The following is a 19714-nucleotide window of genomic DNA, read 5'->3' as shown; positions in this document are numbered from 1 at the left end:
GACTGCGACTGCGACTGCGACTGCGACTGCGACTGCGACTGCGACTGCGACTGCGACTGCGACTGCGACTGCGACTGCGACTGCGACTGCGACTGTTTACTGAAAACTTTTCTAAAGATCTTTTCTATACGTTTTTCTTTCACAGTGAATTATTGGATCAAAATTTTTCCAAAGTAAATGAATCGCTGTATTTTCTTCTAATTCAGGAGTTCTGATACAAGTCTGAATTCCTTTTTCGGAAAAAGTTTTATAGTATTCATCAAAAATAATTGCCGTTACGCCTTTATTCTGATATTCAGGAAGTACTCCAATTAAGTAAAAAACAACATCCTTGCTCTTTTTTCTGGCTTTTAATAAATGCCAAAAACCAAACGGAAATAATTTACCTTTTGCTTTTTGTAACGCTTCTGCAAAACTTGGCATTACGATACTAAATGCTACTAATTTATCCTCTTTATCAACAACGAATTTAATATATTCAGGATTGATAAAACTGATGTATTTTTTCTTAAAATATTCTTTTTGAACATCTGAAATCGCTACAAACGAAGCTAAATTAGCATAAGAAGTATTAAACAAATCAAACATTTTGTCCACGTGTGGCATAATGTCTTTTGTTTTAGTAAAAGTTAATGACCTTAAACCATAACGTTTTTTAATTAATTCCTGTGCTTTCAGGAAAAACTCCGGTTTTACATTTGAAAAAGGGAAAACACTTTCGATAAATTCTTTTTCAATCTGAAAGCCTAGTTGTTCAAAATGAGTTACATAATACGGATTGTTGTACCATGTAATCATAGTTCCTATTTGGTCAAAACCTTTCGTAAGAACTCCAACTTTGTCTAAATTCGAAAATCCCATTGGACCTTCAGCATGTTCCAGATTATGTTTTCTCCCTAATTCGTACACTTTTTCAAGTAAGGCTTTTGTAACTTCAATATCATCAATAACATCAAACCAACCAAAACGAACTTTTCTTTTATGCTGATTATTTACCTCAGACCAATTGATAATTGCAGTTATACGACCAACAATTTCATCGTTTTTATACGCAATATAAAAATAAGCTTCAGCATGATCAAAAGCAGGGTTTTTCGTTTTATCAAAAGACTCTAATTCATCAGCAATAATAGGCGGGATCCAATACGGATTGTCTTTATATAATGAAAACGGAAATTTGATATATGCTGTTAACTCTTTTTTTGTTTTTGCTTCTTTAATTGTAATCATTAAAACTCTTAATTGTTTATCTCTTTTTTGAGATGTTGTGTTATTAATTTACTCGTATTTAGCTTTACGCTTTCTTTCCTTTTCCTGGTAGTCTATATTTTCTTCTTCTTCCTTATTTTTAGACTTTTTGTCTTTTTTGAATGTCATTTCCTGTTTTTCTTTGTACCAGCCATCGTAACGCCATGAAAATCCAACTCCGCCGTATAATATTGAAGGTGTATCTTTAAAATTGGTACTTATTGAAGCATCAATCTGCATATTTGAATTAAGCAAATAAGCCGCACCGCCACGAACTATCGCATCACTGTAAAAATCGCTTTTATATCCTTGATTTTCAATAAAACCGGACCATTTATCATTAAATCCATGCGTCAAAGTTAATACATATCCGTAACTTGGATAGTCTGTAGTGATATAATCCGCGATAAAGTTAGTAACAAATACCCATTTTCCGCCACCAAAAAGGTTTTGGGTAATCAATATTACTTTAGGAGAAATACTTGATTCTGCCGAAAAGGAATAAGGATTATCTGCGCCAACAAAATTTGCTCCTGCAAATACGGAAACTGCCGGAATTAATTGATGCCAGTCAAAGGAATGATTTGCTTTATAGCTATAGATATTTGCTGTTTTTTCCTGATTTTTAAAAGGATCATAAATTAAATATTTTGCACCTAAAACAGTTTGTCTGAAATTGTTTTTTTTGTAGCTGGTGTACGGAGTATCAAAGTTTTCCATTTGGTATTGTAAGTCAAGAACAAATTCAAGCTGCTCTAAAAAAGCACCATAACGAACAGTAAAATCGGTTCCGAAACCACTCGCATCGTAATCTAATAAATCGTGTTTTTCTTTAATTCCGTAAACGCCTATTTCTGCCTGAATAACTGATTTTCCCACAGAAAATGCGGACATTGTTTCGCCTGGGCGATTTGAATTAATAACATCTGTGTATTGTGCAAAGAAAATTTGTGGTGATAAAAAAAGAGCTGAGATAAATAAGTTTTTAATATTTAACATAAATGTATTTTTTGATTCAAAAACTATAACGCATTTCAAATGTACTATATTTTATTATTTATTTAAGATTGATATTTTAATTTTAAACAACGGATTTATTAATTTTGGCAAAAATTATACGATTATGCAAGAAGCATCTTTTACAAATTTGTTTAAAACGATAATGTGGATTATTGCGTTTTATTATATTTTCAAATTTTTGGCCAGAATTTTTTTGCCGGTATTGGTAAAAAAAGCGGTTGAGAAAGCAGGTGAAAATTTTCAGAGACAGCAACAATATAGCCAGGACAATTCATGGCAAAAAACGCGTGCAAATAATGATGAGATAATCATCAACACTGCGAATGCAAAAAATCCTCGCGAAACCAAAAAGGTGGGCGATTATGTTGATTACGAAGAAATAGATTAAGTTTGTGTCCTAAATTAATAGGATCCATCATTTAACCCAAACCAACCTAAATTGAAAATAGTAAATAAGTTCTATCCGCACGCCCTTGTTATATTGGGCTTTATTCTCGTTTCGTTAATTTATTTTTATCCAGTTTTACAAGGAAAGCAAATTTTCCAATCGGATATTGCACAATATACCGGAATGGCAAAAGAGCAAAACGACTTTAGAGCCGCTGAACATACAGAACCTTATTGGACAAACTCTGCTTTTGGAGGAATGCCAACATATCAGTTAGGAGCAAATTATCCAAATGATTTTATCGGTAAAGTAGATGATGTTTTACGCTTTTTACCGCGTCCTGCCGATTATTTATTTCTTTATTTCTTTGGTTTTTACGGATTGTTGTTGGTCTTAAAAACAGATCCTCTTAAAGCATTTATCGGAGCAATCGCTTTCGGTTTTTCTACTTATTTAATTATTATTCTAGGAGTTGGTCATAACGCAAAAGCACATGCAATTGCATATATGCCGCTTGTAATTGCCGGTTTTGTGCTGGTTTTTCAAAAAAAATATATTTGGGGAGGTTTGCTCACCATGTTTGCGGTGGCGCTGGAAGTAAATGCCAATCACTTTCAGATGACCTATTATCTGTTGATTTTCTTATTGATTCTTTCTGGTTTTTTTGCTTTTCAATTTATCAAAGCAAAAGAATATAAAGAACTTTTAAAAGCAATTGGAGTATTGTCTATAGCGGGGATTTTTGCAATTGGTGCCAATGCAGGAAATTTGTTAGCTACAAGTGAATATGCGAAGTATAGTATTCGCGATAAAAGTGAATTAACTTTTAACCCTGACGGATCTAAAAATGAGACAACTGCATCAATGACAACTGACTATATTACGGAGTATAGTTATGGCATTGCGGAAAGTTTTAATCTAATCGCTCCAAGACTTTTTGGAGGTTCCAGTCATGAAAATGTTGGTACAGACAGCCGCATGTATGCTTTTATGATAGAACAAGGAGTTCCATCAGATCAGGCACAGGATTTTGTATCTGGAATGCCGACATATTGGGGCGATCAGCCTATCGTTTCTGCTCCGGCTTATATAGGAATAATAGTTTTCTTTTTGGCCGTATTAGCTTTGTTTATTGATGAAAGAAAAATAAAATACGTATTCCTGGCAGGAGCATTATTTACTTTGATGCTTTCTTGGGGGAAAAATTTCTCCGCTTTAACAAATTTCTTTATCGAATACGTTCCGATGTATGATAAATTCAGAGCTGTTTCGTCTATTCAGGTAATTCTTGAATTGTGTATTCCTGTTTTGGCGGTTATGGGTTTACAATCATTTTTTAAAGCTAAAGATGAACCAAAACTACAGCAAAAAGCTTTAATACAAACTGGCGTTTTTGGACTCGGGGTACTTGGAATACTGGTAATAGCAAAAGGTATGTTTCATTTTACAGGAATGAGCGATGCCAGCTATATGCAAGCGTATGGGCCAGCTTTTGTAGATGCTTTGAAAGAAGACAGAATGAGTTTATACTCAGCAGATTTATTGCGATCAGGATTTTTTATAGTTATTACTTTTGGAATTTTATGGTTGTTTGTTAAAAATAAATTGGCCCAAAATACAACTTTGATTATTATTGGAATTTTGATGATTTTCGATTTGTTTTTTGTGGACAAAAGATATGTTTCAGCTAAAGATTTTGTAAGCCCAGTGCAAATTGCGGCTCCATTTCAGGAAACACCTATTGATACCAAAATTTTAGAAGATAAATCCATTTATCGTGTTTTTGATGTTCAGGGGCAATTACAAGGAAGATCTTCGTATTTTCATAAAACAATTGGAGGCTATAGTGCTGTAAGACCGAGAAGAATGCAGCAGTTAATGGATTATCAAATCATGAAAGGAAATATTGAAGTGCTTAATATGTTAAATGTTAAGTATGTAATTCAAACTGACAAGGAAGGAAAAGAAATCCCTGTTGCAAATCCAGGAGCTAACGGAAATGCATGGTTTGTAAATTCAGTAAAACTGGTAAACAAGCCTGATGATGTGATGAAAGCCTTAGATAAAATAGATACTAAAAAAGTAGCTGTTTTGAATGTTCATGATTATGAAGGTAAATTTCAAGATGCAAGATTAAACAAACTTTGGGATACAACCGGAACTATTAAAGTTGTAGAATACAAACCAAACTACATTAAATATCAATCTGATAACGGAAAAGATGGTTTAGCCGTTTTCTCTGAAATGTATTATAAAAATGGTTGGAATGCTTATGTTGATGGAAAATTGACAGATCATTTCCCCGTTGATTATGTGTTACGTGCCATGGAAATTCCGGGCGGAAAACACACTATAGAATTTAAATTTGAACCACAGGTTGTAAAAACAGGAGGTACGATCACATTGGCAAGTTCAATTGGAATGTTATTGCTGTTGATTGGTGGAATTTATTTTGAGAGATTCTATCGCAAAGATTCACAGAGAAGTGAAGGAGATACTCCAAAAAAATCTTAAAAACTCTTTGCGAAACTTTGCGAGAACTTTGTGAGTCTCTGTGAAATTGAATAAATTTAAATGGAACCAAAAAAACTTTTAATCATTACTTATTATTTTCCGCCCGCTGGAGGTCCCGGCGTACAGCGTTGGTTAAAATTTGTAAAATATTTGCCTGAATTTGATATCCAGCCTATTGTTTATGTTCCTGAAAATCCGACATATCCAATTATTGATGAAGGTTTAGTGAGTGAAATCTCAGATAAAGTAATTGTTCTTAAAAATAAAATTTGGGAGCCATATCAGTTGGCTTCAGTCTTTTCAAAAAATAAAACCAAGAAAATAAGCTCAGGAATTTTTCCGCAAAAGAAAAAACAAACCTTTCTTGATAAAACTTTTCTTTGGGTTCGTGGCAATCTGTTTATTCCCGATGCACGTGTTTTTTGGGTAAAATCCTCAGTTTCTTACCTTGAAAAATATATCAAGGAAAATAATATTGATACCATTGTAACTTCTGGACCTCCGCATAGTTTGCATTTAATAGGTTTAGAATTAAAAGAAAAATTAAACGTAAAATGGTTTGCTGACTTCCGTGATCCATGGACAACCATTGGGTATCATAAAGCATTGCGTTTGTCTTCTTACGCTGCAAAAAAGCATAAAAGCTTAGAGCATAAAGTTCTAAATACTGCTGATACAATTCTCGTAACCAGCAAGACTACTAAAACCGAATTCCAAGCCATTACCAACAAGCCAATTTCGGTGATTACAAATGGTTATGATATTGAGAAGGTTGAAAAACAGTCTTTAGATTCTAAATTTACTTTGGCGCATATCGGATCCTTCTTGTCTGATAGAAATCCGAAGTTTTTATGGGAATGTCTGGTGGAGTTATTAAATGAAATTCTGGACTTTAAATCGCATTTAGAAATCAAATTAATTGGAGCAGTAAGTCAGGAAGTATTAGATTCTATTGAAGAATTTAAATTGAATGCTTATTTGAATCTTCTGGGTTATGTTTCGCATAATGAAGCAATTGCTCATCAAAAAAAATCACAGGTTTTACTTCTAATTGAAATTAATTCTGAAGACACCAAAAGCATTATTCCAGGGAAATTATTCGAATACATGGTCTCGAATCGCCCAATTATCGCTATTGGTCCGAAAGGTTCTGATTTTGCTGATATTATAACAGAAACAAATACAGGAGTATTTTTTGATTATTCTGAAAAAGCGAAGTTAAAAAGCGTAATTTTGGACTTTTATAATCAGTATTTGGAAGGAAAATTACAAGCTAATGGTGTTGGTTTACAACAATATTCAAGAAAAAATCTAACTAAACAATTAGCACAGCTAATCAATAGCAATTTCAAAAATCAATAACAATTTCAAAAATCAATAGAGAGTAGAAATCAGAAATCTAAACTCTACAATCTACAATAAAAACATGGGTATTGTTTTAAATCAGTCTTTCAAAAATACAATTATTACTTATTTTGGCTTCGGAATTGGAGCTATTAATACACTTTATTTATACCCTGTTTTTTTAGGTGCAACTTTTTATGGTTTAACTAATTATGTTACGTCTTGTGCGAATGTGATTATGCCATTATTTGCCATTGGAATGCAAAACACTTTGGTTAAATTTTATTCGCAATATCAAACGGACGAAGAAAAATCTCGTTTTTTATCCTTTACTGTTTTGTTCCCTCTGTTATTAATAATTCCACTTTTATTAATAGGGCTTATTTTTTATGATGAGATTCTGTTCTTTGTGTCAAAAAAGAATGCGATTGTAAAAAGTTATATATGGTTAATACCATTTATAGGATTGTGCATGGCATATTTTGAAATTTTTTATGCCTGGCTGCGGGTAAATATGCATTCTGTTTTTGGAAACTTTGTCAAGGAAGTAGGTTTGCGATTATTTTCACTATTTCTACTGGTAGGCGTGTATTACAATTGGCTTAGCGTAGAAGGGTTTGTGTATGCAACAGCAGTTTTGTATTTTTTTGCATTCCTGATTACTATGTTATATGCATTTAGTATTCAAAAACCAACTTTTCAGTTTACAATACCAACAAATACAAAAGATATATTAATCTATACTTTTTATATTATTTTATCAGGAAGTGTTGCTAATTTGCTTTTGGATGGTGATAAAATGATATTAAATCAATACATGCAGATTGAGAATATTGCCTTCTATTCTGTGGCAACCTATATTGCACTGGTAATTTCGGTACCAAGTCGTGCCATGCACCAAATTGTATATCCAATTACAGCAAAATTAATGCACGAGAACAAACACGATGAGTTAAATCGACTTTACAAAAAAACCTCAATAAATTTGCAGATGGTGGGCGGTTTTGTAATGCTCTGCATATTTGTAAATATTAATCAGTTGTACGAGTTAGTGCCAAAAGAATATAGTGGCGGAATTGCCGTTGTGTTTATGATTGGTTTGTCTAAATATTTTGATTTAATTTTAGGAAACAATAATGCTATCATTTTCAATACCAAATATTACCGAATGGTATTGTATTTAGGATTAATGCTGGTTGTGTTAACTGTTGTTCTAAACATGATTTTTATTCCGATTTTTGGGATTTTTGGTTCTGCCTTTGCTACATTATTGTCTATTACTTTATACAGTTTAGCCAAATTGCTTTTTGTTGTAAAAAAACTTCATTTGTATCCATTTACAAAAGAAACGGTTTATTCAATACTACTTACATTTGCTTTATTTTTAGTGTTTTACTTTTGGGAATTTCCTTTTTACCAATTAATAAGTATCGCTCTAAAGTCGGTTTTGGTAACAATTTTATACGTCTGTTTAAATTATAAATTTAAAATTTCGCCCGACATAAATAAAGTTATTGATAATCTTTTTGGGAAAATTGGAATTAAAATCTAGTACGGTTTTATTGATAAAGTAAAATTAATTTATTTCTAATATCATTCGCTTTTTGGCGTATGCCTTTATGCGGGTAATTATTTTTCCGTATTTGCCAGGATCTGATTCTTCTATATCTAAAGGAGTTTCTGTATTTGTTGATGTTTATTTTCATTAGGTTCATCGAATGCGATTGCAACTGTGGTGGCGGGTTTGGTTATTACCTATATGCGCCCGTTAAGATTGGCGATTTTATAAAAATTGGTGATGTCGGGGCGAAGTAATCGAAAAAACAGCTTTGGTTACTCGTATCAGAGCACCCAAATTTGAAGACATCACGATTCCAACGCAACGGTTTTATCCAATACTTCTACAACATATTTTTCGGCTAATACTAAATGTGAAACTAACGGTTTATTACTCCCATACAATCGTTACCATTGGATTTGGTACCATGGAAGGATATTCATAAAGTATAAAGACCTGATTACGAAACGCCTTCTTTTAATATTAAGTATAGGGGTTAATTTAGTGTAAACTCTTGATACTATGATGTTAATATTTTAATTTTAACAGTCGTTTATTTTGTTATTTAATTTATAAAAATTAACTTTATATTGAATTTTTAGCATCACTTAGCTTAATACGATAAGAAATATGATGTTTACTGCAATAAAATCGGGATATTAATGTTTTTAATTCATTAAATGCATTACTAAATTTGTTAAAATGAAATAAAGTGGTATTTGAGACTAATTTTAAAAGGATGATTATGAAGAAGAATCAACTAAGTAGGGAGCAAAGCTTACAGGTATTTTCGAATATGATATCAAATAAAGTTCATAATGGATTTACGCTCGAAGAAAGAAATGACAAAATGCTTTTTGCTGTCTTATCTAAAGGAGGAAAAGTAGTTAATCATGGTTTAAATTTTACCATTTTTTGTTTAACTTTAGGCTTATGGTCGTTTGCCTGGCTGTATCTTACCGTTGAGGCATCTAAACAGAAAAAGATACTTGTTGCTATTGATGAAGATGGCTTTCCTTTTGAAGAGAGATGTCTGGTAGCTTAACAATTAAATCACAAAATAAAAATTCCAAATTCCAAATAGGATAATCACTATTGGAATTTGGAATTTTTTATAAATTAAAGTTTGTCTTTTAAATAAATTCCGGTAACAGATTCCTTTACCTTTACAATATCTTCCGGAGTTCCAACTGCTAATAAATGACCGCCATTTTCACCACCTTCCGGACCTAAATCAATAATCCAGTCAGCACATTTAATAAGATCGAGATTATGTTCAATTACAATTATTGAATGCCCTTTTTCAATTAAAGCATCAAAAGAAGCTAATAGTTTTTTAATGTCGTGAAAATGCAATCCTGTCGTCGGCTCATCAAATACAAATAAAGCTTTGTCTTTTGTAGCTCCTTTAACTAAAAACGATGCCAGTTTAATACGTTGTGCTTCACCACCTGAAAGCGTAGAAGAAGATTGCCCTAACTGTACATAGCCTAAGCCAACATCCTGCAAAGGCTGTAATTTCTGCGTAATTTTGGTTTGCTTATTTTTTTCAAAGAAAGCAATAGCATCATCAATTGTCATGGTAAGAATATCGTTGATATTTTTTTCATCAAAATTGATTTCTAAAATTTCTTTTTTGAAACGTTTTCCACCGCAAGTTTCGCAAGGCAAAGATACATCTGCCATAAAAACCATTTCGACATTTATTGAGCCTTCGCCTTTACAGGTTTCACAACGGCCTCCATCTACGTTAAAAGAAAAATGTTTCGCCTGATAACCTCTTATTTTTGATAGTTTTTCTTTAGCATACAAATCTCGAATATCATCATAAGCCTTGATATAAGTCACAGGATTCGATCTTGAACTTCTCCCAATCGGATTTTGGTCCACATATTCAATATGTTTTATTTGAGAGAATGAGCCATTTATTTCAGTAAACTGTCCAGCTTTCTCTGCGGCATTTTCGAGCTTTTTCTGCATTGCAGGAAACAAGATCTTTTTAATCAGTGTACTTTTACCACTTCCCGAAACTCCAGTGATTACAGTTAAAACGTCAAGCGGAAATGTAACATTTATGTTTTTTAAGTTGTTTTCTCTTGCACCAATAATTTCAATATGATTTTTGAATTTTCGTCGTTTCTTCGGAACAGCAATTTCTAAATCTCCGTTCAGGTATTTCGCTGTTAAAGATTCTGATTTCAGAATTTCATCATAAGTTCCCTGAGCTACTAAATTCCCGCCAAAAGTTCCTGCTTCCGGACCAATATCGATAATCATATCGGCGGCTTTCATAATATCTTCATCGTGTTCAACTACAATTACGGTATTTCCTAAATCACGCAGTGAAAGTAAAACCTTAATCAATCGCTCAGAATCTTTAGGATGCAGACCAATACTCGGCTCATCTAAAATATACATGGAACCAACCAGGCTGCTTCCAAGAGAAGTCGCCAGATTAATACGCTGCGATTCTCCTCCTGAAAGTGTGGAAGAGTTTCTGTTTAGGGTAAGATAATCCAAACCAACTTCAGTCAAAAATGATAAACGATTGTTGATTTCAACCATTAGACGTTTTGCGATTTGCTGTTCGTAAACATTTAAATCTATGTTTTTGAAAAAAGTAACCAAATGTTTGATTGGTAAATCTACTAATTCAGAAACCGTTTTGCCATTTATTTTTACATACGAAGCTTCTTCACGTAAACGTTTTCCGCGACAGGCATGACATTTTGTTTTTCCACGGTAGCGAGACAGCATCACGCGGTTTTGTATCTTATAATTTTTTTCTTCTAATTCTTTAAAAAAACCGTTTAACCCTTGAAAATACTGATTTCCTTTCCAGATTAAATCCTTTTGATCTTCAGTTAACTGGAAATAAGGTTTGTGAATTGGAAAGTCAAATTTGTAGGCATGTTTTACCAATTCGTCCTTATACCAGCTCATGCTTTCACCTCTCCACGGATAAATTGCACTTTCAAAAACGGATAAAGAAGTATTCGGAACCACCAAATCGGCATCAATACCAATGATATTTCCATAACCCTCACAAACCGGACAAGCACCATACGGATTATTAAAGCTGAATAAATGTACGTTTGGTTCAAGGAAAGTAATTCCGTCCAATTCAAAATTATTCGAATACGTAAATCTTTTGTCCGAATTTAATTCCTGCAAATAACAAATTCCTTTTCCTTCAAAAAAAGCAGTCTGAACAGCATCGGCCAAACGATTGTAGAATTCTTCTTCCTCTTTAACAACGATTCTGTCAATGATCAGTAAAATATCTTTATTGTCTAATTTATGAATTTCTGAAGGTGTAAATTCATCCAGACGAACCATTTCATTATCAACTAAAATACGTGCAAAACCTTGTTGTAAAAGTACTTTTAGTTTGTCTTCGAGTTGTCTGCCTTCTTCTAAATGAATTGGAGAAAGTAATAACCATTTACTGTCTAATTCAAAAGATTTTACATCAGAAACAACATCGGTAACTGTATTTTTTTTCACTTCCTGTCCGGAAATAGGAGAGTAGGTACGGCCAATTCTGGCGAACAAAAGTTTAATATAATCGTAAATTTCAGTAGATGTTCCCACAGTGGAACGTGCGTTGGTTGTATTTACCTTCTGTTCAATTGCAATTGCCGGCGCAATACCTTTTATGTATTCAACTTTTGGTTTGTCTAAACGCCCTAAAAACTGACGTGCATATGAAGATAAACTTTCAACATAACGGCGTTGCCCTTCTGCATATAAAGTATCAAAAGCCAAACTTGATTTTCCAGAGCCTGAAAGTCCTGTAATGACAACCAATTTGTTACGAGGAATTGCCACATCTACATTTTTTAAATTATGTACTTGTGCACCTTTAATAATAATATTATGTTTTGGATCGAGTTTTGAAAGGTCAATTTGCATAAAAAAAGTCAATTTTTACAAAAGTAATCAATTTTGAATTGAATTTAGTTAACGCGATTGTTCCAAATTTTAACTAAATAAGTCTGCAACAGTTAGTTTATGACCAAAAAGAAGAAAAATAATGAAGAACCATAATTTATAAAAAGTAATGGCGTTTGAAATCAAATGAAAATTAGATCATAAATGATTAATATCATTATATAAAATTCCTTAATTGTTTAATTGTAAGTTATTTATAGGTGTTTTTTTATATTTAAATAATTCATGCTTTTTGATGTTTTATAGTACTTTATCTTTTTAATTTAAGTTTTATTTATGTTTTTTTATATTTTCTTGTTAATTATTCTCAATTTTATTTGCTTTTTAAAATAATTATTTGTTAAATTTGACCATAATATTAACATAACTCTTAAATCAGATAAGCCTATAAAATAAAATTACTTTTTAGAAAATTACTCCAAATTATAAAAACTAAAAAAGTAGTATTATGGCTGATCTGCATATTCCAGACGCTCTATTAGTAAAAGATTATATCGATGGCAATGAAACTGCTCTATCGATACTAATTAAAAGGCATGAGTCTAAAATATATGGATTTATATATTCAAAGATTGCTGATAGAGACATTTCGAACGATATATTTCAAGACACGTTTATTAAGGTAATCAAAACCTTAAAAAGCAATTCATATAATGAAGAAGGTAAATTTTTACCTTGGGTTATGCGTATTTCCCATAATTTAATTGTCGATCACTTTCGCAAAACCAAAAAAATGCCAATGTATAGAGAAACCGAAGAGTTCTCGATTTTTTCAATTATGTCTGATGATTCGTTGACAATTGAAGGTAAAATGATAGTTGATCAAGTGGAAATTGACTTGAAAAAACTGATCGAAGAACTTCCGGACGACCAAAAAGAAGTTCTTGTAATGCGTATGTATCAGGATATGAGTTTCAAGGAAATCTCTGAGCTTACAGACGTTAGCATCAATACAGCATTAGGAAGAATGCGTTATGCGCTGATGAATTTGAGAAAAATAATTGATAAACATCAAATTATTTTAACCAACTAATACTATTTTGATTTTTAACTCGTTATACTAGTATAAATTATATTTTCAGTATGGCGAAAATTTACTCTAAGAAGGCATTAGCTTCTAAAAATCTAAAACCTAAGAAGGAAGTTGTTTCTTTCTTGCTAAGTTATTCACAAGCATTAACTGTTGTGAAGGTAAAAGAAAAAAGTTTTGAGATTATAGCTAATTAAACAGCCCACAATTTTAGTCGGATGTTTATTCTAATGAAACCAATATTATTGGTTTGAAAAACTCACTATTTGCATTATCATGCACATAGTGAGTTTTTTTTATGTAATACTTTTACTTTTTTAATTAGGTATATATAATTTATGTCTCGATTATGTTTTATTAATATTACATTTAATTTGTGTGATTTTTCTTGATATTTTATTAAAATGTTACGTTTTGGTTAACTTTTATTTGTTTATTCGGTAATTAGTTTTATTTTAGTTAAAAAAGTTGAGTTTTATTCGTTGAAATGGCTGATTTTGCAACTTTTTCTTGTCAAAACATTTAAATAGATAATAATTATATAAAGAATAATAGTACTAATTAAATATGTTTAACCAATCAACCAGAAAAATATGGCACAAAACTACATCACTTTACTTTTTTGATTGTTACTGATCTTTAATGTTTTAAAAAAAAAATAAAGATCATAGAGTGTTTTTTATTAGATAAATGAATCGCGAAAATAATTTTCATGAAATTTTATTTAAGTAAAATAAGACTTTTTTTTTAAGTCTGTTTTTCAATAAATCTCTTATCGAGGAACCCAAAATCTATTTAACAATCAAAACCAACCAAAATGAAAAAGAACCTACAGATACTATCATTGCTGCTGATGATAAGTGTTGGAGCATTTGCTCAAAAAGATGAAATCAAAATAGCTCAGGCTTATTTTGATAAAGGAAAAAGCGAGGAGGCATTGGCTACTTTAAAGAAAATAGAATATCTCATTGTAAATGCCTCAGATGATGATAAATCAAACTTCTTTTATTTAAAAGGAAATGTTTGTAAAGATTTAGCAACCAAAAATATTGATGCTACAAATAATTTCACAATGGCTTCTGGAGCCTATCAGGATGTGTTATTATACGAAAATGATTCTCACAATTACAAGTACGCAGCTAAGGCAAATTTAGCTTTAAAAGATTTGAAATCTAAACTTGTAGATGGAGCTTTTAACGACTACAAAGCTGGAAAATTTAAAGAAAGTGCTGCCAAGAGTTACGAAGTATATTTGTTTGACAAAAAAGATACTTTAAACTTACTTAATGCGGCTACTTCTTCTTCAACTGGTAAAGATTATGCTGCAGCTGTTAAATATTATGAGCAACTCAGAAAAATAAATTATACCGGAAAAGGTGTTATTTATTATGCAACAAACAAAAAAACAAAAGTTGAGGAAGCGTTTGTTTCAATGAGTGCCAGAGAATCAAATGTAAAGGAAGGTCTTTATGAAAAGCCAAGAAATGTATTTCCACCTTCCAAAAGAGCAGAAATTTTGAGTTCTCTAGCTTTTTGCTGTTTGGAAATCAATGATTATGCGGGAGCGGAAAAATATTATAATGAAGAATTGCAAATTGAGCCTAATTGCGTTGACTGTTATATTAACCTTTCTTATGTCAAAATGCAGTTAAAGAAAGCATTGATGGACCAGATGGCGGCGCTGGGTAATAGTCCAAAGGAAACACAAGAATATGATAAATTAAATGCTCAAAAAGATGAAATCGTAAAAAGTGCGATTCCATACCTTAAAAAAGCATTAACTATCGAACCTAAAAATCCGGATGCTATAAAATCACTTTTAGGTATTTACCGATCTTTGGATATGACAAATGAGTATAATGCGCTGAAAAACGGCATGTAAAAATATAGAAGCTGCTAAATTATTTTTTAGCAGCTTCTTCTATCACTGATTTTTTACCCACTGTTCTGGTAATAATATCTTTTTCTAAACTCCAGCCTCTCGCAGGCGAGTATTCCCTTCCGTACCAAATTATTTGCAGGTGTAAATCGTTCCATATTTCTCTTGGAAATAATCTTTTTGCGTCTTTTTCTGTCTGAACCACATTCTTTCCGTTAGAAAGATTCCAACGATACATCAATCTGTGAATGTGAGTATCAACCGGAAAAGCCGGAACACCAAAAGCCTGCGACATTACAACACTTGCTGTTTTATGTCCCACTGCCGGTAATTCTTCCAGAGCCTCAAAACTTTGCGGAACTTCACCGTTATGTTTGTCAATTAAAATTTGCGATAAACCATGAATTCCTTTCGATTTCATTGGCGATAAGCCGCAAGGTCTAATAATTTCCTTAATTTCTTCAACAGACATTTTAACCATATCATACGGATTATCAGCCTTTGCAAATAGTAAAGGCGTAATCTGATTCACACGTACATCCGTACATTGCGCCGAAAGCAAAACGGCAATTAACAATGTGTAAGGGTCTTTATGATCTAATGGAACTGGTATAGTGGGGTAGAGTTCTTTTAACGTATTTATAACAAATTGTACGCGGGCTTCTTTATTCATTTCCGTATTTTTAATCTCGTAAAAATAGCATAATTTTCATGATGTGCCTAATCCAGCTTTCTGCTACAACTCCTCATTGTGTCAGTAACATTTTTAAGCCATAAAAAGAGCTTCCGTTGGTCGCTTTTTTATGGCAAAAAATGTAAACTGCCACAACTCCGGGGTTTCCACGGCAATCTGGGGCATAATAATTATGAATTATGAGTTGTGAATTGTAAATACGCACAGTCCAAAAATCAAAAATCAAAAATCAAAAATCAAAAATCAAAAATCAAAAATCTAAATAGTCTAACAATCTAAGCAAGTCAAAGAATCTAAGAAGTCTAAGCAAGTCAAAGAATCTAAGAAGTCTAAGCAAGTCAAAGAATTTAAGAAGTCTAAGCAAGTCTAAAAATCTAACAATCTAATAAAATGGTAACATTAAAAGCAGGCGATAAAGCACCAAATTTTTCAGGAATCGATCAGGACGGAAAAACACATAAACTGGAAGATTATGCCGGAAAAAAATTAGTGGTTTTCTTTTATCCGAAAGCAAGTACGCCAGGCTGTACTGCCGAAGCTTGCGATCTAAGAGATAATTTTGAGCGTTTCAAAGCTAATAATTATGAACTACTTGGCGTAAGTGCTGATAGCCAGAAAGCACAAACGAAATTCAAAGATAAATACGAATTCCCTTTTCCGTTATTGGCAGACGAAGACAAATCTGTTATCAATGCATTTGGCGTTTGGGGACCAAAGAAATTCATGGGAAGAGAATACGACGGAATACACAGAACCACTTTCGTCATCAATGAAAAAGGAATTATCGATGAAGTAATCGAAAAAGTAAAAACAAAAGAACACGCTTCGCAGATTTTGAAGTAATTTTTTTGTTTCAGGTTTCAGGTTTCAGGTTTCAGGTTTAGATTGTTAAACAACCCTAAGCGAAAACTTGAAACCTGACCCGAGGCTAAAAGCCGAATTGGCGAAGCAAACAAAAAAACTTGAAACATAAAAAAATCCCAAGAAGAAAAATATTTTCTTCTTGGGATTTTTTTTTATGTATTTTGTTCCAATTCCGTTTCCGGATGATATCCAAAAAGGTGATGTTCCTTTATGATCTCTGCAACTCCGGACGGAAGCATTGGTTCCCATCCTGTTTTTCCCTGACTGATCATTTTCAAAACTTCTCTTGAGAATACGTTTAATATGTCTGGGTTGTAATCTACAATATCAACTACTTTTCCGTTGAATTTAAAGAATTTGTACAATTCTTTCATTCTTGGATGTACTTTTAGATTATCAGAAGTAATAACTTCTCCGTTTTCACCCAACATAGGGTATAAGAATACTTTCATATCGCGGTAGAATAATTTTCCGAAAGCCTCCAGAATTCCTCCACTTAAATGACGGTAGTATTTCTCATCAAAAATATCAACAAGGTTGTTTACCCCCATTGCCAATCCCATTCTGGCTTTCGTATAATTTGCAAAATATTCCACCACTTTATAATATTCCTGGAAATTAGAAATCATTACCGTTTGGCCTAATGAACAAAGTAATTCGGCTCTGTCCATAAAATCACGCTCATCAATTTCACCATCTGAACGTAAATTCGAAAGTGTAATTTCAAAAACGACTAAAGTATTATCTTTTTCAACCTTGTTTTCTTCCAGAAACATTGTTAATGATTTCTGGTACATATCAAGATTTACATTCGTAACTGGGCGGAAACTTCCTCTAAAAGCAAGAAGATTTTTCTTGTATAAAACAGCAGCCGGCAAAACGTTTTTTCCTTCAGGATTAAACATTACGGCGTCTGTCATTCCGTTTTTAACCAGTTGTAAACTCATTAAACGATTGTCAACATCAGCAAAACGTGGTCCTGAGAAGTTAATAGTATCAATTTCAAGCTGGTCTTTATCTAAGTGATCGTATAAATAACGAAGTAATCGTTTAGGGTCGTTGTATTTGTAAAAAGCACCATAAATTAAGTTTACACCTAAAATCCCTAATGTTTCTTGTTGTAGTCTGGCATCAGTTTCTTTAAAACGAATGTGAAGAATAATTTCGTTATAAGCTTCGTCCGGTTCAATTTGGTATCGTATTCCAACCCATCCGTGGCCTTTAAATTGTTTTGCAAAATCAATAGTTGCAACTGTATTGGCGTAACTAAAAAAAAGCTTATTTGGGTGTTTTTCTCTACTTAAACGCTCTTCAATAAGTTCGCCTTCAAAGGTCAACATTTTTTTCAGTCGGTTTTCAGTAACATATCTTCCGTCGCCTTCAATACCGTAAACGGCATCACTAAAATCTTTGTCATAGGCAGACATTGCTTTTGCAATAGTTCCCGATGAACCTCCGGATCTGAAAAAATGCCTCACAGTTTCCTGTCCAGCACCAATTTCAGCAAATGTTCCGTAAATATTCTCGTTTAAATTAATGCGTAACGCTTTGTCTTTTATAGAAGGAATCTGTTCGATGACCTTGTCACCTTTGAGTTTTATTTCTGTACCCATTTTATTTTAAATAGATTTGTTACAAAGTTAGCAAATTAGGCTTCTAATGAAAGAGAAATAATCCTATTTTTGTAAAAAAAATAAGTTCAATTGAAGGTATATTTTTTAGGTACTGGTACTTCTCAAGGCATCCCGATTATCGGGGTCGATCATCCTGTTTGTAAAAGCACTGATGCTAAGGATAAAAGGCTCCGCGTAGCCATTTGGATTACATGGGAAAATCATTCTTATGTAATCGATTGCGGACCTGATTTCAGGCAGCAGATGCTTTCCTGCGGCTGTCGGAAACTCGACGCTATTTTATTCACACACGAACATGCGGATCATACTGCCGGTTTAGATGATATTCGTCCGTTTAATTTCCGTCAGGGTGAAATTCCGGTTTATGCACACAAACGCGTAATTGAGAATCTTAAACGACGTTTTGATTATGTTTTTGAAACGGTAAACAAATATCCCGGAGCACCGAGTGTTAAAACTATTGAAGTTATTAACGATGAACCTTTTGCTGTTGGAGATAAAAAAGCGATTCCTGTTAATGTAATGCATGGCGATTTACAGGTTTTCGGTTATAGAATCGATGATTTTGCCTATTTAACCGATGTTAAAACAATTGAAGAAGTCGAAATCGAAAAATTAAAAAACCTGAAAGTATTGGTTGTGAATGCGTTGCGTGTCGAACCTCATGATACACACTTTAATTTGCAGGAAGCACTTGATTTTATAAATTTGGTCAAGCCAGAAAAAGCTTATTTAACGCATATCAGCCACGTTTTAGGATTTCATGAAGAAGTACAAAAACAACTTCCTGAAAATGTCTTTTTGGCTTACGATAACTTAGAAATTACAATTTAATATAATACACAAAATGAAAAAATCCTTAATGCTTTATCTTTTTATCCTTGCGATATTAATGAATATTTTTACTTACATGTTTTATAGCAGAGAAGTGAAATTTGGACAGGAGCGATATGATAAAACCACTAAAAAATTAAGAGACAGTATAAGTTTAGTGTCAGGTAAATTGGCCGAAGCAGATTATTTTTCTTTGGAACACAATCAAAATGCCCAAAATTATTTTGATAATAGTGCTTCTGGAGGAAAAGTAATTTTATATGAAAAATTGATTCCGGTTGTAACCGAGAAATTATTGGATTTAAACTCCAATCCAAACGGGAATCCTTACACTGGGCAAGATAAAATTGGTTCGAACAAATTTATCATCAATAAAGTAAAAATCTTAAACCACAGATGGATTATCGCTGATTACAGTAATGGCGAATTATGGGGAGAAGTCTTGTTGAAATACTTTGTTAATGGTGATGAAAGTATTAGTTTTGAAGTAAACCAATCAATTTTATATCAAAAATAGGATTGTTGTGTCCTATGTTTTTTATTAATTAATAGGACATATGAAAAAAATACTCTTATTTTCGATCATCGTAACACTTTTATTCTCTTTTAGAAAGAAAATCCGAAGGAGAACCCTGGATCAAAGATGATTTACAATTGATTCCCTGGAAAGGTTATGTTTTGAAAAAAGGAGAGAAGATTATTTATACAGGACAGTAAAAAGTTTTCAGTCGTGTTTTTCAGTCACAGTTCAGA

16 protein-coding genes are annotated in these 19714 nt (G+C 32.6%); 11 read left to right on the top strand and 5 right to left on the bottom strand.

Annotated elements, in window-relative coordinates:
* Positions 1 to 111: 111 nt before the first annotated feature.
* Entirely contained in the window at positions 112 to 1230 is a 1119-nt protein-coding gene (locus J2X17_RS07490) for a GTP cyclohydrolase (RefSeq protein WP_310296169.1), read from the bottom strand.
* Positions 1231 to 1278: 48 nt separating this feature from the next.
* Positions 1279 to 2247 (bottom strand): transporter, encoded by a 969-nt coding sequence (locus tag J2X17_RS07485; protein WP_310296167.1) that lies wholly within the window; start codon positions 2245 to 2247, stop codon positions 1279 to 1281.
* A gap of 124 nt (positions 2248 to 2371) precedes the next feature.
* Between J2X17_RS07485 and J2X17_RS07480 the strand changes: the two genes are divergently transcribed.
* The 5 genes from J2X17_RS07480 (at position 2372) to J2X17_RS07455 (ending at position 9117) form a co-directional block, all read left to right on the top strand.
* The gene (locus J2X17_RS07480) at positions 2372 to 2656 is read left to right on the top strand and encodes a DUF4834 family protein (RefSeq protein ID WP_192185283.1); all 285 of its coding nucleotides are present in this window, start codon (positions 2372 to 2374) and stop codon (positions 2654 to 2656) included.
* 51 nt (positions 2657 to 2707) lie between these two features.
* On the top strand, positions 2708 to 5170 hold the full coding sequence (locus J2X17_RS07475) for a YfhO family protein (RefSeq protein ID WP_310296163.1): 2463 nt from the start codon (positions 2708 to 2710) through the stop codon (positions 5168 to 5170).
* A gap of 60 nt (positions 5171 to 5230) precedes the next feature.
* Positions 5231 to 6532 (top strand): glycosyltransferase family 4 protein, encoded by a 1302-nt coding sequence (locus J2X17_RS07470; protein WP_310296162.1) that lies wholly within the window; start codon positions 5231 to 5233, stop codon positions 6530 to 6532.
* A 64-nt stretch (positions 6533 to 6596) separates the two neighbouring features.
* Positions 6597 to 8066 (top strand): oligosaccharide flippase family protein, encoded by a 1470-nt coding sequence (locus J2X17_RS07465; RefSeq protein WP_310296160.1) that lies wholly within the window; start codon positions 6597 to 6599, stop codon positions 8064 to 8066.
* A 751-nt stretch (positions 8067 to 8817) separates the two neighbouring features.
* Positions 8818 to 9117 carry a hypothetical protein gene (locus J2X17_RS07455; protein WP_310296158.1) on the top strand — a complete coding sequence of 100 codons (300 nt, stop codon included), beginning with the start codon at positions 8818 to 8820 and terminating at the stop codon, positions 9115 to 9117.
* A 74-nt stretch (positions 9118 to 9191) separates the two neighbouring features.
* Here the strand turns inward: J2X17_RS07455 and uvrA are convergent, their stop codons facing one another.
* A complete protein-coding gene (gene uvrA / locus J2X17_RS07450; protein WP_310296156.1) occupies positions 9192 to 11987 on the bottom strand; it encodes an excinuclease ABC subunit UvrA in 2796 nt (931 codons plus the stop codon).
* 487 nt (positions 11988 to 12474) lie between these two features.
* Here uvrA and J2X17_RS07445 point away from each other — a divergent pair, with 487 nt between their 5' ends.
* From J2X17_RS07445 to J2X17_RS07435, 3 genes are all read left to right on the top strand, one after another.
* Positions 12475 to 13059 (top strand): RNA polymerase sigma factor, encoded by a 585-nt coding sequence (locus J2X17_RS07445; protein ID WP_310296155.1) that lies wholly within the window; start codon positions 12475 to 12477, stop codon positions 13057 to 13059.
* Between the two features lie 50 nt (positions 13060 to 13109).
* Positions 13110 to 13253 carry a hypothetical protein gene (locus tag J2X17_RS07440; protein WP_310296153.1) on the top strand — a complete coding sequence of 48 codons (144 nt, stop codon included), beginning with the start codon at positions 13110 to 13112 and terminating at the stop codon, positions 13251 to 13253.
* A 620-nt stretch (positions 13254 to 13873) separates the two neighbouring features.
* Entirely contained in the window at positions 13874 to 14938 is a 1065-nt protein-coding gene (locus J2X17_RS07435) for a tetratricopeptide repeat protein (protein ID WP_310296152.1), read from the top strand.
* A gap of 19 nt (positions 14939 to 14957) precedes the next feature.
* Here the strand turns inward: J2X17_RS07435 and J2X17_RS07430 are convergent, their stop codons facing one another.
* Positions 14958 to 15608, bottom strand: coding sequence for an endonuclease III domain-containing protein (locus J2X17_RS07430; protein ID WP_310296151.1), 651 nt, complete (start codon positions 15606 to 15608; stop codon positions 14958 to 14960).
* Positions 15609 to 16019: 411 nt separating this feature from the next.
* On the opposite strand from J2X17_RS07430, the gene bcp reads away from it, so the two are divergent.
* A complete protein-coding gene (bcp, locus tag J2X17_RS07425) occupies positions 16020 to 16472 on the top strand; it encodes a thioredoxin-dependent thiol peroxidase (protein WP_310296149.1) in 453 nt (150 codons plus the stop codon).
* Between the two features lie 173 nt (positions 16473 to 16645).
* Here the strand turns inward: bcp and J2X17_RS07420 are convergent, their stop codons facing one another.
* Complete coding sequence (locus tag J2X17_RS07420; protein WP_310296147.1) at positions 16646 to 18106, bottom strand: TonB-dependent receptor; 1461 nt, start codon at positions 18104 to 18106, stop codon at positions 16646 to 16648.
* Between the two features lie 90 nt (positions 18107 to 18196).
* On the opposite strand from J2X17_RS07420, the gene J2X17_RS07415 reads away from it, so the two are divergent.
* Both J2X17_RS07415 and J2X17_RS07410 read left to right on the top strand, forming a co-directional pair.
* A complete protein-coding gene (locus tag J2X17_RS07415) occupies positions 18197 to 18961 on the top strand; it encodes an MBL fold metallo-hydrolase (protein ID WP_310296145.1) in 765 nt (254 codons plus the stop codon).
* A gap of 13 nt (positions 18962 to 18974) precedes the next feature.
* Positions 18975 to 19478 (top strand): hypothetical protein, encoded by a 504-nt coding sequence (locus J2X17_RS07410; RefSeq protein WP_310296144.1) that lies wholly within the window; start codon positions 18975 to 18977, stop codon positions 19476 to 19478.
* Positions 19479 to 19714 lie beyond the last annotated feature (236 nt).

Origin of the sequence: Flavobacterium aquidurense, assembly GCF_031458035.1 — a bacterium.
Classification (GTDB): Bacteria; Bacteroidota; Bacteroidia; order Flavobacteriales; family Flavobacteriaceae; genus Flavobacterium; species Flavobacterium aquidurense_C.
This window is presented reverse-complemented; position numbering and strand designations above follow the sequence as displayed.

What these genes read in the sequence shown, in the direction of transcription:
- J2X17_RS07440 (WP_310296153.1), top strand. Translation starts at nt 13,110, where the DNA reads ATGGCGAAAATTTACTCTAAGAAGGCATTAGCTTCTAAAAATCTAAAA.
- J2X17_RS07480 (WP_192185283.1), top strand. Translation starts at nt 2,372, where the DNA reads ATGCAAGAAGCATCTTTTACAAATTTGTTTAAAACGATAATGTGGATT.
- J2X17_RS07430 (WP_310296151.1), bottom strand. Translation starts at nt 15,608, where the DNA reads ATGAATAAAGAAGCCCGCGTACAATTTGTTATAAATACGTTAAAAGAA.
- J2X17_RS07435 (WP_310296152.1), top strand. Translation starts at nt 13,874, where the DNA reads ATGAAAAAGAACCTACAGATACTATCATTGCTGCTGATGATAAGTGTT.
- J2X17_RS07420 (WP_310296147.1), bottom strand. Translation starts at nt 18,106, where the DNA reads ATGGGTACAGAAATAAAACTCAAAGGTGACAAGGTCATCGAACAGATT.
- J2X17_RS07490 (WP_310296169.1), bottom strand. Translation starts at nt 1,230, where the DNA reads ATGATTACAATTAAAGAAGCAAAAACAAAAAAAGAGTTAACAGCATAT.
- J2X17_RS07465 (WP_310296160.1), top strand. Translation starts at nt 6,597, where the DNA reads ATGGGTATTGTTTTAAATCAGTCTTTCAAAAATACAATTATTACTTAT.
- uvrA (WP_310296156.1), bottom strand. Translation starts at nt 11,987, where the DNA reads ATGCAAATTGACCTTTCAAAACTCGATCCAAAACATAATATTATTATT.
- J2X17_RS07410 (WP_310296144.1), top strand. Translation starts at nt 18,975, where the DNA reads ATGAAAAAATCCTTAATGCTTTATCTTTTTATCCTTGCGATATTAATG.
- J2X17_RS07455 (WP_310296158.1), top strand. Translation starts at nt 8,818, where the DNA reads ATGAAGAAGAATCAACTAAGTAGGGAGCAAAGCTTACAGGTATTTTCG.
- bcp (WP_310296149.1), top strand. Translation starts at nt 16,020, where the DNA reads ATGGTAACATTAAAAGCAGGCGATAAAGCACCAAATTTTTCAGGAATC.
- J2X17_RS07445 (WP_310296155.1), top strand. Translation starts at nt 12,475, where the DNA reads ATGGCTGATCTGCATATTCCAGACGCTCTATTAGTAAAAGATTATATC.
- J2X17_RS07485 (WP_310296167.1), bottom strand. Translation starts at nt 2,247, where the DNA reads ATGTTAAATATTAAAAACTTATTTATCTCAGCTCTTTTTTTATCACCA.
- J2X17_RS07470 (WP_310296162.1), top strand. Translation starts at nt 5,231, where the DNA reads ATGGAACCAAAAAAACTTTTAATCATTACTTATTATTTTCCGCCCGCT.